Annotated in this window: 11 protein-coding genes; 5 read left to right on the top strand and 6 right to left on the bottom strand. The window is 56.4% G+C overall.

Annotation, left to right across the window (positions count from 1 at the left end):
- Window positions 1-59: 59 nt before the first annotated feature.
- Entirely contained in the window at window positions 60-854 is a 795-nt protein-coding gene (locus tag CE168_RS06385; RefSeq protein WP_099571603.1) for a rhomboid family intramembrane serine protease, read from the bottom strand.
- 186 nt (window positions 855-1,040) lie between these two features.
- Between CE168_RS06385 and CE168_RS06380 the strand changes: the two genes are divergently transcribed.
- Window positions 1,041-1,268: a hypothetical protein gene (locus CE168_RS06380; protein ID WP_099571602.1), complete on the top strand. Its 228-nt coding sequence runs from the start codon at window positions 1,041-1,043 to the stop codon at window positions 1,266-1,268.
- Window positions 1,269-1,608: 340 nt separating this feature from the next.
- Here CE168_RS06380 and CE168_RS06375 read toward each other — a convergent pair whose 3' ends face one another.
- Complete coding sequence (locus CE168_RS06375; RefSeq protein ID WP_099571601.1) at window positions 1,609-4,056, bottom strand: glycogen/starch/alpha-glucan phosphorylase; 2,448 nt, start codon at window positions 4,054-4,056, stop codon at window positions 1,609-1,611.
- Window positions 4,057-4,408: 352 nt separating this feature from the next.
- Between CE168_RS06375 and CE168_RS06370 the strand changes: the two genes are divergently transcribed.
- Entirely contained in the window at window positions 4,409-4,846 is a 438-nt protein-coding gene (locus tag CE168_RS06370; protein ID WP_099571600.1) for a sterol carrier family protein, read from the top strand.
- 110 nt (window positions 4,847-4,956) lie between these two features.
- Here CE168_RS06370 and CE168_RS06365 read toward each other — a convergent pair whose 3' ends face one another.
- Window positions 4,957-5,337 carry a DUF3073 domain-containing protein gene (locus tag CE168_RS06365; RefSeq protein WP_099571599.1) on the bottom strand — a complete coding sequence of 127 codons (381 nt, stop codon included), beginning with the start codon at window positions 5,335-5,337 and terminating at the stop codon, window positions 4,957-4,959.
- 127 nt (window positions 5,338-5,464) lie between these two features.
- On the opposite strand from CE168_RS06365, the gene trpS reads away from it, so the two are divergent.
- Window positions 5,465-6,565 carry a tryptophan--tRNA ligase gene (gene trpS / locus CE168_RS06360; protein ID WP_065446534.1) on the top strand — a complete coding sequence of 367 codons (1,101 nt, stop codon included), beginning with the start codon at window positions 5,465-5,467 and terminating at the stop codon, window positions 6,563-6,565.
- Between the two features lie 120 nt (window positions 6,566-6,685).
- Here the strand turns inward: trpS and CE168_RS06355 are convergent, their stop codons facing one another.
- Window positions 6,686-8,314, bottom strand: coding sequence for a sodium/proline symporter (locus tag CE168_RS06355; RefSeq protein WP_099571598.1), 1,629 nt, complete (start codon window positions 8,312-8,314; stop codon window positions 6,686-6,688).
- 309 nt (window positions 8,315-8,623) lie between these two features.
- Window positions 8,624-10,360, bottom strand: coding sequence for a threonine/serine ThrE exporter family protein (locus tag CE168_RS06350; protein ID WP_236824354.1), 1,737 nt, complete (start codon window positions 10,358-10,360; stop codon window positions 8,624-8,626).
- Window positions 10,361-10,721: 361 nt separating this feature from the next.
- On the opposite strand from CE168_RS06350, the gene CE168_RS06345 reads away from it, so the two are divergent.
- Both CE168_RS06345 and CE168_RS06340 read left to right on the top strand, forming a co-directional pair.
- Complete coding sequence (locus CE168_RS06345) at window positions 10,722-13,478, top strand: phosphoenolpyruvate carboxylase (RefSeq protein ID WP_099571597.1); 2,757 nt, start codon at window positions 10,722-10,724, stop codon at window positions 13,476-13,478.
- A 352-nt stretch (window positions 13,479-13,830) separates the two neighbouring features.
- Window positions 13,831-14,526, top strand: coding sequence for a carbonic anhydrase (locus CE168_RS06340; RefSeq protein WP_099571596.1), 696 nt, complete (start codon window positions 13,831-13,833; stop codon window positions 14,524-14,526).
- A gap of 13 nt (window positions 14,527-14,539) precedes the next feature.
- Here the strand turns inward: CE168_RS06340 and CE168_RS06335 are convergent, their stop codons facing one another.
- Window positions 14,540-15,874 carry an ATP-binding protein gene (locus CE168_RS06335; protein WP_099571595.1) on the bottom strand — a complete coding sequence of 445 codons (1,335 nt, stop codon included), beginning with the start codon at window positions 15,872-15,874 and terminating at the stop codon, window positions 14,540-14,542.
- Window positions 15,875-15,946 lie beyond the last annotated feature (72 nt).

Genomic DNA, 15,946 nt, shown 5'->3' with positions numbered 1-15,946 from the left:
AATGTGGATAAGTGCATATCTGCAATTCCCCCGAATCTGTTTTTTCTCCTGCCTGCCAACTAGAAGAACATGCCAAGAAGGGGGTTGACGCGAAATGGATTGCCCATATTGCATGCGACGACAATCGCAATAATCACGACCAACATGATTGCGCCGTAAATCAGCGTGCGCTGCTGCAGGCTTTTGCCGCGCAACGCATGCAGACCCGAAACCAGCAGCCAAGTGAACACGCCTCCGATGATGAATCCGCCAACATGCGCCTGCCATGCGATGTTCGGCGTGATGATCGGCATCAGGAAGTTGATGAGCATCCAGATCATCATGGATCGAATGTCGATACCAATGCGCTGGTATACCACCAGAATGGCCGCGAACAGGCCAAATAGCGCGCCGGAAGCGCCGTATGAAGATGTTATCCAACCATCTTGCGAAAACAGTGCCCAGACCATCATGCCGGCGCCTCCGCCCAGTCCTGACAGCACATATAGCGCGAGGTATGGCAGATGCCCCATCATGCGTTCCAATACGGGCCCGACGCACCACAAAGTCAGCATGTTGAAGAGAATGTGCCATAGGGAGGCCGGCTGGTGCAGGAACATTGACGTAATGAAGGTCCATGGACGGTGGGTCGCCAGCGCGGGCATGAATACGCCTGCGCCGACGAACGAGTTGTAGCTGGCCGGCCAGGCGATTTTCAATAGTGTTTCGACAATCCAGACCGCGACGCATATCACCATGATCGTGACGGTGATCACGGGATCGCCGTTGCGCCAGCGGTATCGCATGGAACGTGCCGAGAAGAGGTCTTTGAACGACGGGGAATCGGGAAACAGACTGAAACGTTGATAAGCCATGTTTCAACCCTACTGGAACGTGCGAATCCGCGAATCTGCGAAATCATTGCAAATGATTGCATTCTTGTGAATCCTCGGCGCGTAAATCCACCCAATCAACACATTCAAGGAATTAATATAGTGAACAGAGTTGGCTTGAACGAGCAGGTCAGCCAATGTTCGCCGATATTTGGGAAAGGATCCGTCATGGAGAACAAGTCTTCTAACGGTTGGAAGTTCTTCGCACTGCTCTTCGGAGCTTTGCTTGCCGGTGTCGTCGGTCTGTATGTGTACAAGCAGCAGAATCCGGATTACGATCCGTGGGAGGAGCCGTGGGAGAACAGCTCGTCTCCTGTCGATCTTGGCCTGACCAAGGATGCCGAAGAAGCCAAGGAAGCCGACACTGAGGCCACCGCCGCTCCCGAAGCCGCCTGATTCCTACTTCCTTTCAAAAGCCCTGCCGCCCTTTCGCGCAGGGCTTTTTGTTATCCAGACACGTTATCCAAACACAAAAAGGGACGATTCCAAAGAATCGTCCCTTCATCATCACGCCTTATCTAGCGCTATCAGGCGAGCGGAGCAAAAATAATGACGCGTGTGTCTGCAAGGCGCACCGAGGGAAGGCGTACAAAAGTACGTCGACCGAGGAGCAACGCCACAGACACTCCGTCATTACTTGAGCGGAGCGAGTGGACTGACGCATGCGGTATCAAGGCGTGGAAGGCGAAGGCGCACGAAGGTACGTCGAGCCTTCCACAACGCAGATAACGCTCCGTCAGTCTGCGAGCGGACCCGTCTTCCAGATGCGCTCGAGGTAATCCTCCATCGAACGATCGGAGCTGAAGTAGCCCGAGTTCGCCACGTTGATGAGGGCCTTGCGGTTCCATTCGAGCGGCTGGGCGTAGAGAGCCTCGATTTCCGACTGGATGGCGGTGTAGGCACCGAAGTCGGCGAGGGTCATGAACCAGTCCTTGGTGAGCCAATCGTGGACGAGGTCTTCGTACACGGTCTTGTCGCCGTTGGAGAAGGTGCCGTCTGCGACCATGTCGATGGCGGCCTTGAGGCGCGGATCGGCCTCGTAGTACTTCTTCGGCTCGTAGCCTTCGGCGTAGAGGGCGTCCACCTCGTCGACGGTCATGCCGAAGAGGAAGAAGTTCTCAGCGCCGACGCGCTCACGGATTTCGACGTTGGCACCGTCGAGGGTGCCGACGGTCATGGCACCGTTGAGAGCGAACTTCATGTTGCCGGTACCGGAGGCTTCCTTGCCGGCCTGGGAGATCTGCTCGTCAAGGTCGGTGGCCGGGATGAGGTGCTGTGCGAGGCGAATGTTGTAGTTCCACGGGAAGTAGACGTTCAGCTTGCCCTTGACGTCCGGGTCGTTGTTGATGACGCGGGCGACGTTGTTGATCAGCTGGATGGTCTGCTTGGCCAGATAGTAGCCCGGAGCGGCCTTAGCACCGAACACGATGGTACGCGGCATGACGTCGTCTGCAGAGATCTTGCCGGACTTGATGTCGGCGTAACGTGCGATCACGGCGAGGATCTTCAGTGCCTGACGCTTGTATTCGTGCAGACGCTTGACCATGGTGTTGATCATGGTGTTCGGGTCGATGTCGAAGCCGTATTCGCGCTTGGCGTAGTTGGCGAAGTCAACCTTGTTGGCCTGCTTGACGGCAGCGAACTTCTTGACGAATTCGTCGTCTGCGGCAAGCGGTTCGAGGCCTTTGAGCAGTTCGAGGTCGCTCACCCACTTGTCGGTGCCGAGGCCTTCGGTGATGAGGTCGGACAGGCGCGGGTTGGCGAGCTTGACGAAGCGGCGAGGGGTCACGCCGTTGGTCACGTTGGTGAACTTGTCGGGATACACGTCGGAGAAGTTCTTCAGGGTGACGTCCTTGAGCAGCTGGGAGTGCAGCTCGGCAACGCCGTTGACGTGGGAGCCGCCGTAGGTGGCCAGGTAGGCCATGCGCACGGAGTCGCCGGTGTAGATGGCCATGTCCTTGATGGTGGCTTCGTCGACGCCCTTGGTCTTGAGCTCGGCTGCGAACTGGTCCTGGATCTTCTCGATGATTTCGAGGTGACGCGGCAGAAGTTCGCCGATGAGCTTGGACGGCCACACTTCCAAGGCTTCCGGAAGCAGGGTGTGGCAGGTGTAGTTGAAGGTCTTGTTGGTGACGGTCCAGGCGGTATCCCAATCGTAGCCGTACTCGTCCATGAGGACGCGCATGAGCTCCGGGATGCCGATGACCGGGTGGGTGTCGTTAAGCTGGAAGGTGATCTTGTCTGCGAAGGTGGTCAGATCCGGCTTGTCCTGGCCCGGGTAGAAGACGCGGATGGCGTCATGGATGGAGGCGGACACGAAGAAGTACTGCTGCTCGAGACGCAACGCCTTGCCCTGCGGGGTGGAATCCTCCGGATACAGGATCTTGGAGATATTTTCCGCTTCGACCTGCGGCTTGACGGCATCAAGGTACTCGGACTTGTTGAAGGTGAGCAGGTCGAACTCGTCGTAGCTCTTGGCGGTCCACAGGCGAAGGGTGTTCACACGGCCGGAAGCATAGCCCGGAACCATGTAGTCGACCGGGACTGCACGCACGGACCAAGCCGGCTTCCAAACCTTCTTGCCGTTCTCTTCGACGACTTCGCCACCGAAAGAGACCTTCTGGTCACGGTTGTAATCGATGTGGCCCCACGGCTCTTCGTTGGTCAGCCAGTAGTCCGGGGTTTCGATCTGCTTGCCGTTTTCGTCGAACTTCTGCTCGAAGATGCCGTACTTGTACTGGATGCCATAACCGAATGCCGGCACGCCCAGCGAGGCGAGCGAATCAATGAAGCAGGCGGCCAGACGACCGAGGCCACCATTGCCGAGTCCCGGCTCGTGCTCGGCGTCGACGACGTCCTGCACGGAGAAGCCGAGTTCCTCGACCGCGGCATTGAACTGCTCGGTCAGACCGGCGTTGAGCAGCGCGTTGCGCAGCTGCTTGCCCATCAGGAATTCTGCGGACAGGTAGCCGACTGCCTTGGTGTTGCCATTGACCATGTCAGCCTGGGTCTTGAACCAGGAATCCATGAGGTGGCGGCGCACCGCGGTAGACGCGGCGACGTACACGTCGGCCGGCTTGGCCTGCTCGACGGTGACACCCTGGGTGTACTTCAGCTGCTCGCGGATTTCGTCTGCGAACTGCTCCGCGGTGACCGCGGACTTCGGTGCGGTAATTTCAGTCATTAATCGACTCCCTTTGACGGATTACTCTCCAGAAACATTATGCCCTGCCCCAGCGTCCTTGCATTAGCGGCCGCATGAACACTAAGTAACATCATGCATACGTTCTCATATACAGCATACTATGTAATCAGAAAAAGACGAAATTTCAAACGATTACAGGCTAGCATTCGTTTGCAAAAAATGTAAACCGACTGCAAAAACGTTGCGAACGACACGCAAACGACATGCAACAAAATTGCGAACGCCGTCAGAAATCGCAAATATTTTTCCTCTCTTCACATCCCTGTTCAGTTGTGACTACGTTGTCTGCAACGCCTCATCACAGTCGCTTGCAAGCGGCAAAATAACACGTATGGCTGTTATTCGAGAACAAGATCTGCATAAGGGACATGACGCTTTTGCACAATGGCTGCAAACGTCTCATCGCATGATCGCCGACAATATTCCCGCAAATACCGACGCGGCACGCGATTTCCGTCTGGAATTCTCTCCACGATTGCCACGCCAACTGTGGGCGATGGCGGTGCGTTACTCGCTGCATCTGCTGGAGAAAAAAGCGCCCGGAGAGGGCGTGGAAGTGCGTGTCGCACCGTGGGGCGCCATCAAGATTCTCGACGGGCCGGCATCCGATCCGCATAATCTCACGCCGCCGGACGTGATCGAACTGGAACCGGACGTGTGGATGAGACTCGCCACGGGCATTACCAGCTGGGCTGAGGAGAAGGAAGCGGGACGCATCACGGCCGTTGGCGAACGCGACGATTTAAGCGGCTTGCTGCCGTTGGTGTGAAGGCTGCGAGAAGACCTTCACAGGCGCAAAAACGCATAGCAAAACCGCGATGCGGATATACCCAACAGGCATATCCGCATCGCGGTTTCACAAAGTACCTGATATGCCGATTAGTCCTGCTTCTTCGGCTTCAGCGCGCTGGGCATCGGCATCGGGATGGGCTTGTGCGACTTCGGCGCAGCGGACTTGGCTACCGGGAACTCTCCGCTCGTGGCCTTCGCCGCCGCCTCCGCGGCCCACTTCGCATACTCGTCGAGGTCATCCTCGGCGTCGGTCTGCGCGGACTCCTGAACATCTTCAGAAATCTCATCTTCAGCGTCCGCATCGTGAGAATATTTTGCTTCGATATCGGCGAAAGGATCGAAAGAACCCGAACCAGGCTCCTGGGCACCGAGCTCCTTGGCGAGCTCATCGTAGTCGGTGTCGGTGGTCAGGTACTTGAGCTTTCGGGCTATTTTCTGCTGTTTGGCTTTCTGACGTCCGCGGCCCATCTGACCCCCTGAGGATTACTGTGCTATCAATTCATCAAACAAGAGAGTACCACTTGTTATGCCATATTTCGTTGTCGGCTCAGACTTTTACGATAAAATCGCTGATTTTCTTAAGAAAAGGACACGTATGACGGACGAAACCCAGGAGCAGCAGATCACCGCTGTCGGCAATGAAATGAGCGCGAGCTTCCTCGCAGCGAAGAAGCGTTCCGACGCAACGCTCGCCGCAATCGAACAGAATCCGGGCAAGTTCACCATGCTTACCGGCGACCGTCCGACCGGACGTCTGCATCTCGGCCATTATTTTGGTTCGATTCGCGAGCGCGTCGCCATGCAGAATCGTGGCGTGAATTCGAATATCATCATCGCCGATTATCAGGTGATCACCGATCGTGACACGACCGAGCATATCGAAGACAATGTGCTCAATTTGGTGCTTGATTACATGGCTGCCGGCATCGATCCGGAAAAGACCATGATTTTTACGCATTCCGCCGTTCCTGCGGAGAACCAGCTGATGCTGCCGTTCCTGTCGTTGGTGACTGAGGCCGAGCTGCATCGCAATCCTACGGTGAAGTCGGAAATGGAAGCTTCCGGCCATGCGCTGACCGGCCTGCTGCTGACTTATCCGGTGCATCAGGCATGCGACATTCTGTTCTGCAAGGCCAATGTGGTGCCGATCGGCAAGGATAACCTGCCGCATGTCGAGATCACGCGCACCATCGCGCGTCGTTTCAACGAACGTTACGCCAAGAAGCATCCGGTGTTCCCCGAGCCGGCTGCGATTCTGTCTGAAGCGCCGGAGATTCCAGGCTTGGATGGCCGCAAGATGAGCAAGTCGTACGGCAATTCCATCATGTTGGGTGCCACCGCGCAGGAGACCGCCAAGCTCATCAAGAAGAGTCCGACCGATTCCGAGCGTCGCATCACGTTCGATCCGATCGCACGTCCGCAGGTTTCCGCACTGCTGACGACCGCCGGTTTGGTCACCGGTCGTGATCCGAAGGAGATCGCCGAGGAGATCGGCGATTCCGGTGCGGGCGCGCTGAAGGCGTATGTGATCGAATCGGTGAACAGCTTCCTCGAGCCGCATCGCGCCCGTCGCGAGGAACTCGCCAAGGATATGGATTACGTGCGCGATGTGCTCGCCGAAGGCAACAAGAAGGCCAACGCCATCGCCAACGAAACCTTGGAGCAAGTCCGCGACGCCATGGGCATGCGCTACTAAAGCTCCAGAAACGCCATAATCACGCTTTAAACAGCGTTTCAGCATCGACAAAGGCCGGATTGCGTATTGTGCAATCCGGCCTTCCTGTACTTGAATCAGCTCATTGTCGATCGCATGCGATCAGATTTGCGCGCGCTTTTCGCCGGAAGCGATTTCCGCTGCAACCAAATCGTCATCCACCTTGCGATCATCGGGATCATCAAGATAATGATCGAACTCGTGCAACACTTCAGCATCGGGAGCCGGAGTCAACAACGACACCGCCACAATGAACAACAGTGAGATGATGAACGCCGGAAGCAGCTCGTAAATAGCGAAGACACCACCAAGCGGCTTGATGAAATTATGCCAAATCAGCACGGTCGCAGTACCGGAAAGCATGCCCGCAATCGCACCGAATTTATTGGTACGACGCCAATACAGCGAACACAGCATCAGCGGACCGAATGAAGCGCCCAAACCAGCCCACGCATACGAAACAACTTGGAAAATCGACGAATTCTGATCGAATGCAACCACAATGCCGAAAACGAACATAACCAGCAGTGTGATGCGGGCAACCATCATCACCTGACGATCAGTAGCCTTGCGGTAGAGCAATCCGCGGAAAATATTCTCACCAACCGCGGAAGCACCGATAATCAGATACGATGAAGACGAACTCATGGACGCAGCGAAAATGCCCGACACCACGATGCCGCACATAAAGCTTGGCAGCAGCGCCTGCGAAACCACAATGAAAATGTTCTCCGCAGCGGACTGCGTGACGAACTGCGTCGGCATCATCGCACGGCCAACCAAGCCAATGCACACGCCGCATGCAAGCGACACCACACACCATGTGGTTGCGATGATACGGGACTTTTTGATCTCTTCAGAACTGCGGATCGACAGGAATCGCACGAGCACCTGCGGCATACCGAAATAGCCAAGGCCCCACGCAAGCATGGAAATCATGGTGATCACGCCGTATTCGGTAGGAGCGCCGAACATGGCCTGACCGGCTTTGATGATCTGCTCGCCGGCCTCGTTCAGGATTGGCGTGGCCATTTGCGTGCCGTCAAGGAATCCTGGAATGCCTTTGAGGAAGGCGACGGTGTTGTCGACTCCGCCGACGGACGCCACGGAACCGATGAACACCACGGCCAGCGCGAAGAACATGAGCAAGCCTTGGATGAAGTCGGTCACGACCACGGAAAGATAGCCGCCGATCAAGGTGTAGGCGAACACGATGGCCGCACCGATCACCATGGTCAGGTGGTAGTCCCAGCCAAACAGGGTCGAGAAAAGTTTGCCGACCGTCACGAAGCAGCTGCCGACATACACGCAGAAAAATACGAGGATGATCAGCGCCGCGATGGTGGAGACGATGTTGCGTTTGTCATGGAATCGTTTGGAGAAGAAGTCCGGAATGGTGATCGCGTCACCTGCCACCACGGAGTAGCGGCGCAAACGCCGTGCGACGAGCTTCCAGTTGAGGTAGGTGCCGAGAGCCAGGCCGAGGGCCGTCCACAGCGGGTCGGCGGCACCGGTGAAGTAGGCGACGCCCGGCAGTCCCATGAGCAGCCAGCCGCTCATATCGGAGGCTTCGGCGCTTAAAGCCGTCAGCCATGGACCAACGCCTCGACCACCCGCGAAATACTGACGAGTGGATGAATTGGATCGCTTGGAGTAGATGAAGCCGATGGTGAGCATGGCCACAAAATAGATGACCATCGCCAGCAGCACCCAAAAATCTTTGGTAACCATGAATTCTCTCTTCTTAGATTTCTAGCCGAATTTCTTTCGAATCTCTTTCTTCAAATCTCTGTCGAAACGAATTTCTTTCGAATCTCTTCTGAAAAATATGCGATTGTCCCAATGTACCGGTCGGACATTGCAACAATCGCATTTATCTCATTTACTCGCCCAAATTCCGAAATTCTGCGAGTTGTTATGCACCGTTCTGGATTCTAGGGAAAATTTGGCAATGCGTGCGGTATCAAGGCGTACCGAAGGAAGGCGCACGAAAGTACGTCGACCGAGGAACAACGCAGATAACGCTCCATTGTCAGATTTTCAGATGTCGTATCTCCAAGACTTATCGGTGATGACGCGGGCCATGGCTAGGCCGATCGGCAGGCAGATAATCACCATGAAGGCGCGGAAAGCCCAGTCGAGGGCGTTCAAGGTGTCGAATTGGCCGAGGTGGAACATGGCTTGATACATGTACAAACCGGGAACCATGATCACAATGGACGGCACGGTCAGGCAGATGCGCGGGTAGCCGAGATGTGGGGCGAGCCAGCTGCGATGAACCGCGGAACGCCATGCGGAGGCGAGCAGGCCTGCGAGCAGTGCGCCGATGAATGCGCCGGCTTCGGCGGGAACTCCCATGTCAACGATTTCCAAGCGCAAGGTGTCGGTAATGGCGCCAATGGTGGCGGCCACAAGACACATGCGCTGCGGGGAATTGAACATAGTGGAGAAGCCCCAGACGCCGATGAATGCGAACACGAAACGCAACAGGCAATTGACAACCGGATTGAGTCCCAACGGCTCGAATCCTTCCGGATTCAAATGCACGATCGAAGCGACCATCCACCCTGCGAGCGTCGCCATCAAAATAATGCACAACACGTACGCAACGCGCTGAATACCTGACGGAAAATCAATCTTCGCCATATCAAGTCCGCCCGTAATCAACGGGAATCCAGGAATCACAAACAGCATGGCACCGATGTAAGCCGTGTCATGCTGCAATGCGACGGGCTCGAAAATACCAATCAATCGCAGGGTGCCCGTGCAGGCGAGTGCCGCGACGGCCACGCATACGAACGTCACAAAGAACTGGTTGAGATGGTGGGCGAACAGGCGGCGGCGCAGCCAGTGGCCAAGTCCCGCGCCAATGAACGCGCCGATCATGTCGAAGGGGCCGCCTCCAAGCAGGAACACGAAGGATGCACAGGCGCAGGCCGAGGCGAATCCTGCAAATGCCGGCGAATACAGGGGCTTGCGCCGTTCGATCATGTTGAGTCGTTCGTGCGCTTGACGAACGGTGATGCCTTGCGATTGGTCCGCTTCTTTGCCGACATGGTCGAAATGTTCGGCGTATTGGCCTTTTGGCGGCTTATGATTGCGATTTTTGCGCGCTTTTTTCGTGGTCGATTCGCTTGACGTAACGTTGGCCGCGCTGGCGGTTTCACGCTTGGTTTCACGTTCAGCTTCACGTTCACCGCGATTATGCTCGCTTGCCGCTTCAATGTCACGCAAGTGCAACGGCTGCGCGGTGGTATCGGTCGCTTCGGCGCGCTCCGTCACCATTTCAAGCGCGTCAAGCACGGGATCGTCGGATCCCTCCTGATTCTGTTCGGCTTTCTGACGTTCGCGAAGACGCTTCGACAGGTCGGCCGACACCTGCGACGCATCACGCTTGTCGAGATGCTGCATAAGCCCTTCTGACACGTCGGATTGGCTGTGGTACATCGATCCTTTGCCGAGGTTCACGTTGAACCAGTCAGCGAAGTGTTCGAGCAGCCAAATGCGTTCCGTATTGACGCCGGTGGTTGGCAGGTCGATGACTTCGGTGATGCGGTCTTTGCCGTCGGTGCAGGAGGCTTCGATGTCGGTGAGGTTCACGTCGGCGCGTACGTGCACGCCGAGCGGGTAGGCGATGCGGTGCATCATTTCGCGGACACGGAAACTTCCGGTGCCCGCGCCGAGATCGAGCATGCCGACGCGTACGATCACGCTGGCTTTTGCTGCGATTCCCGCTTCAGCAACCGGCTTGTCCCAATCCCGTTCAATATCTTCCATATCGAGCGGAATGGAGTGTGTATGGAATTTGCTGACGGCCGAAGCGCTTTTTTCCGCGCTTTCGAAATTCGTCTCATGTTCATGTTCGTATTGTGCGCTCACAAGTTCAGGTCTAACGTGTGGGCTGGTCGGAGGATTTTCGAAATTTCCGTCGATTTCACCTTGTGGACACCACTGGACCACGATGCGGACATTTTCGGTATTTCCGTAACCAAACTGTCGATTTGCCGCGCATACAATGGTCGTGCATTACCGACCGAACTTAGGGCTGTGGGCTCGCAACAGATGGCCAAAACAATCGCGGAGGTGCCGCGAAGGACCAACAGACCGGGCAACCCGATGGTTCGGAGAAGGAGATCTGATGGCAGATAATAATCAACAGATCACGCCTGCGGACGCAGCTATCGTCTCGTCCGGCACGGGAACCAAGGGTCCCGAAGAGCGCGATCTTCCCGCATCCCTCAAAGAAGAAATGGATCTGTGTCTGCAGATTCTTCGCGAGGTCCTCGGTGAATTCGACGAAAAGCTGCTGGCGACATTCGATGAGGTGCGCGAATACGCACTGAATGCCAGCGCCGAACGCTTCGCCGGCATTCTGACTGATACCAATTCCGAGCAGGACGACCTGCAGAACGCGGTCAACACCATCGACAAGATGAATGTTGAAGACTCACAGCTGCTGGCCCGCGCATTCACGACCTACTTCCATCTCGCCAATCTATGCGAGGAGAACTATCGCGTTTCCGTGCTGCATCAGCGCGAATCCAAGGTTGAGGACACCGCGCCCGTCGATCCAGTCAACGAAATGACTTGCGCCTACCACCAGCTCATCAACGAGCTCGGTCCGGCCAAGGCAAAGGAACTGCTCGACCAGCTCGAGTTCCACCCGGTGTTCACCGCGCATCCGACCGAAGCCCGCCGTAAGGCCGTGGAAGGCAAGATTCGCCGTATCTCCCAGCTGCTCGAAGCGCATAAGCTGCTTGGCGGCTCGGACAAGAAGGAAAACTCCCGTCGTCTCTTCAACGAGATCGACGCGCTGTTCCGCACCTCCCCGATCGCACTGAAGAAGCCGACACCGGTTGAGGAAGCGGATACCATCCTCGACATTTTCGACAACACGTTGTTCTACACCATTCCGCAGGTCTATCGCCGTTTCGATGATTGGATCCTCGGAGACAAGGCCGGCCTAGTGCCGCCGGTGTGCCCCGCGTTCTTCCATCCGGGTAGCTGGATCGGTTCCGACCGCGACGGAAACCCGAACGTCACCGCCAAGGTGAGCCGTCAGGTGGCTCGCAAGTTCAGCGATCATGTGCTGGGAGCGCTCGAGATCGAGACCCGCCATATCGGCAAGAACCTGACCATGGAATCCACCACGACGCCGCCGAGCGCCGAGCTCAAGAGCCTGTGGAACCGTCAGAAGGAGATGAGCGAACGCCTTACCGACAAGGCAGCTCTGATCTCCACCAAGGAACTGCACCGCGCAGTCATGCTGGTTATGGCCGATCGTCTTCGCGCCACCATCGACCGCGATGTCGACCTGATGTACCATTCCTGCGAGGATTTCATCGCCGATCTGAAGATCGTGCAGCGTTCCCTCGCCGACGCCAACGCCAAGCGTTCCGCGTACGGCCCGTTGCAGGATCTGATCTGGCAGACCGAAACCTTCGGCTTCCATATGGTCGAGATGGAGTTCCGTCAGCATTCCGTGGTGCATTCCCGCGCTTTGGAAGACATCCGCGAACATGGTCTGCACGGCGAACGCGGCGAACTGCAGCCGATGACCCACGAAGTGCTCGACACCTTCCGCGCGCTCGGCGCAATCCAGAAGCGCAATGGCGTCAAGGCCGCCCGCCGTTACATCATCTCGTTCACCAAGAGCGCCCAGAACATCAAGGACGTGTACGAGTTGAACCGTCTGTCGTTCGCACGCCCCGAGGATGTGCCGACCATCGACGTAATCCCGCTGTTCGAACAGCTTGAGGATTTGCAGAATTCGGTGGATGTGCTTGAGGAAATGATCAAGATTCCTGAAGTGCAGGCTCGTCTGAAGGCCACCGGCGGCAAGCTTGAGGTCATGCTCGGCTACTCCGATTCCTCGAAGGATGCCGGCCCGACGTCCGCAACTCTGGCACTGCATTCCGCACAGGAGCGCATCGCCAAGTGGGCAGAATCGCACGATATCGACTTGACCCTGTTCCATGGCCGCGGCGGCGCCGTTGGCCGTGGCGGCGGCCCGGCCAACCGTGCCGTGCTCGCACAGCCGGTCGGCTCCGTGAAGTGCCGTTTCAAGCTCACCGAACAGGGCGAAGTCATCTTCGCACGTTACGGCAACCCGGTTCTGGCCATCCGCCACGTAGAATCCGTGGCGGCCGCAACGCTGCTGCAATCCGCTCCGAGCGTGGAGAAGCGCAACACCGACATGACCGAGAAGTATGCCGACATGGCAAGCAAGCTCGACGAAGTCGCACACAATCGCTTCCTGGATCTGCTGAATACTCCGGATTTCGCACCGTGGTTCTCCACCGTCACGCCGCTGACCGAAATCGGTCTGCTGCCGATCGGTTCCCGACCTGCAAAGCGTGGTCTCGGCGCCAAGTCCTTGGACGATCTGCGTACCATTCCGTGGATCTTCTCTTGGGCTCAGGCACGCATCAACCTCGCTGCATGGTATGGCCTCGGATCCGCCTGCGAAGCGTTCGGCGATCTCGCCACCCTGCGTCAGGCGTATGAGGATTGGCCGCTGTTCTCGACGTTCATCGACAATATCGAGATGTCGTTGGCTAAGACCGACGAGCGTATCGCCAAGATGTACTTGGCACTCGGCGACCGTGAGGATCTCAACAAGAAGGTGCTCGACGAGATGGAGCTCACCCGCGAATGGGTGCTCAAGATCGTCGGCGACGAATGGCCGTTGCAGCACCGCCATGTGCTCGGCCAGGCCATCCGCATACGCTCGCCGTATGTGGACGCACTGTCTGTCACCCAGGTGCTCGCCCTGCGTTCGCTGCGTAAGCGCGTCGATAAGGAAGAGCTCACGCACGGACAGAAGGCGAACTACACCTACCTGATCCTGTGCACCGTGTCCGGTGTCGCAGCAGGCCTGCAGAACACCGGCTGATCTTCGGCTGACCGCCTGGATGATGCGAGCGGGGAGGTTCCGTGCCGATAAACGGCGCGGGCCTCCCCGCTCGCGTTCCCGGATTCAACTTGTAAGCGCAACGCCTTCTTAAATTAGAAACTGAACACTTCCAAACCTAGACAAGGCGTTGCACGTCTATTTAGAATCCGGGGCAGTCGCTCGGTTGGATGAGTCCGGCACGATACCGTCAGAGCCAAGGAATAGCTGCGCGATTATCCCCAAGAAAACGTCCTCAGCCCCTGCCTTAGATGGCGATTCAATCGAAACAACTTCAGAAACACCGTTTATGATGAACCATAGCCTGTGATGAAATGACAAAGAGGTGGAATCAATGACGGACGAAACATTTGTGAACCAGAACGACGTGGAGGGCACGGCGAACGGCGTGTGGAGCCGCATGTTGGCGGGTAACCGTAGATTCACGGAAGGCAAGCTGGAACATCCGAACCGCAGTGTGGAAGCACGCAAGGCGGTTATCGACACGCATGAGCCGGATGCGGCGGTATTGAGCTGCTCTGATGCACGTGTCAGCCCCGATATTATTTTCGACGCAGGCATCGGCGATCTGTTCACCGTGCGCACGGCAGGGCAGGTCATAGACGATGCCGTGATCGCCTCTTTGGAATACGCGGTGGATATGCTCGGCGTGCGCCTTTTGGTGGTGCTCGGCCATCAGAATTGCGGCGCGATCAAGCAGGCATGCAAGGAATACGAGGCGTTGTTGCACGAGTTGACCGCCGACGCGGAGGATTCGCTGATGGCCGCTGACAGCGTTGCCGACCTTGACGAACGTATTCTGAACGCGAAATCGCTGATGCTGCGCACCGTCGGTTTTTCGATTTGGCAGGCGCACGAGTCGGAGCTGGAATCGACGGAGGATTTCGAGCGCGTGCACATCGCACGCACCATCGAGCAACTGGTGGAACAGTCCGAGGTGATTCAGCGCGCGCTGGCGGAGGATCGGCTGATGATCACCGGAGCACGCTACCAGCTCGACACCGGAAAAGTCGAAGTATTGAGCTTCTGATTTTCTATACGATTCATGACAGACGTCGATCTGCCGTTGTACGTGCAAGCACAGCCACCGCATACAACGGTAGATCCTGTATGTCACCATCCTTGCGTGGAGGCAACGGCGAGAACCGCACAGCATGCTCAAAGCCGAATCGTTTGATGGCGGCCTTCAGACTTTTCGCGTGAAGATTGATGCCGGCCTTCACTTCAATCGGTATAACATACCGATCGTTCTGCGCAAGAAAATCAAGTTCGTTCGTCGAATTGGCATTCGTCCAATAGCGGGGCTCAAATCCATACGAAACAAGTTCCTGACATACCAATTGCTCGGCAAAAGCGCCTTTCGCTGAACCAAATACCGAATCGCCATCCAAAATACTCTCCGGACTCGCGCCATTCATGGTACGCAACAAACCGACATCGGACGTATAAAGCTTGAACGCATCGACATCATCGAATGACTTGAGCGGATATTCCGGAGCGGTGACCCGCGCGACCTTCAATGCGATCGATGAATCAAGCAACCGCTGAATCGCTAATTCAAAATCTTTGCCACGTCCACCGGAACGCACCGCACCATAAAGAAACTTCTTATTCTCACGCGCAAGCTGGGAGGGAATTGAATCCCAAACCTGTGCAAGGCGCAAGGAAAATCCCCTCGGCATCGCATCGACATACTTCGAAAAATCACCGCGATAGCCCTGCAGGATGTCTTCCTGCACCTGCATTATCCGATTGAAATCAGCACCAGGATATGTATCGGCGAAAATCTCGACGGCTTCCGGCATGCCACCTACCACCATGTAGTATTTCAGCCATTCCATGAGCTGCTCGTGGAATACCGACATCATGTCCAGATCCGCGTTTTCGATGATTTCCGTAAGATTATGGCAGCCAACGGCGTCCAGAAATTCCAGAAAATTCATCGGATATAGACGGTAGCGATCCACCTTCCCCACGGGATAGGAAGTGCCTGGATGCACGGTGATGCCCAACGATGATCCGGTTGCGATCAGCGCGTATTCGCAAGCTTCCTCTGCGAAATATTTCAACGCCTCGACGGCTCTGGGAATCGCCTGCACCTCATCAAGCACAATCAAAGTCTTCCCGGGTTCAATGCGCGTTCGCGAAGCCAAAGCGATACCTGCAATCAACCGTTCAGGACGCAGAGAACCGGAAAAAAGTTGATCCATAGCCTCATTGTTCTCCAGTGAGACATACGCCATCGATTCAAACTGAGTGCGTCCGAGCTCTTTAACCAACCAGCTCTTACCGGTCTGTCGGGCACCGTCCAGAATCAAAGGCTTGCGATGCGCATCGTTCTTCCATGCGATAAGCCGTTTCATCATCCAACGTTTCATAGATGCACCTCGCTCGATCAACTTTCCCAATACACCATTTGCTGTCGGAATGGCGAATTGACAGGAATAGTC

The sequence above is a fragment of the Bifidobacterium sp. N5G01 genome, assembly GCF_002742425.1.
Lineage (GTDB): Bacteria > Actinomycetota > Actinomycetes > Actinomycetales > Bifidobacteriaceae > Bifidobacterium > Bifidobacterium hominis.
The sequence above is the reverse complement of the archived record's forward strand: the minus strand, read 5'-3'. Positions and strand labels throughout refer to the sequence as shown.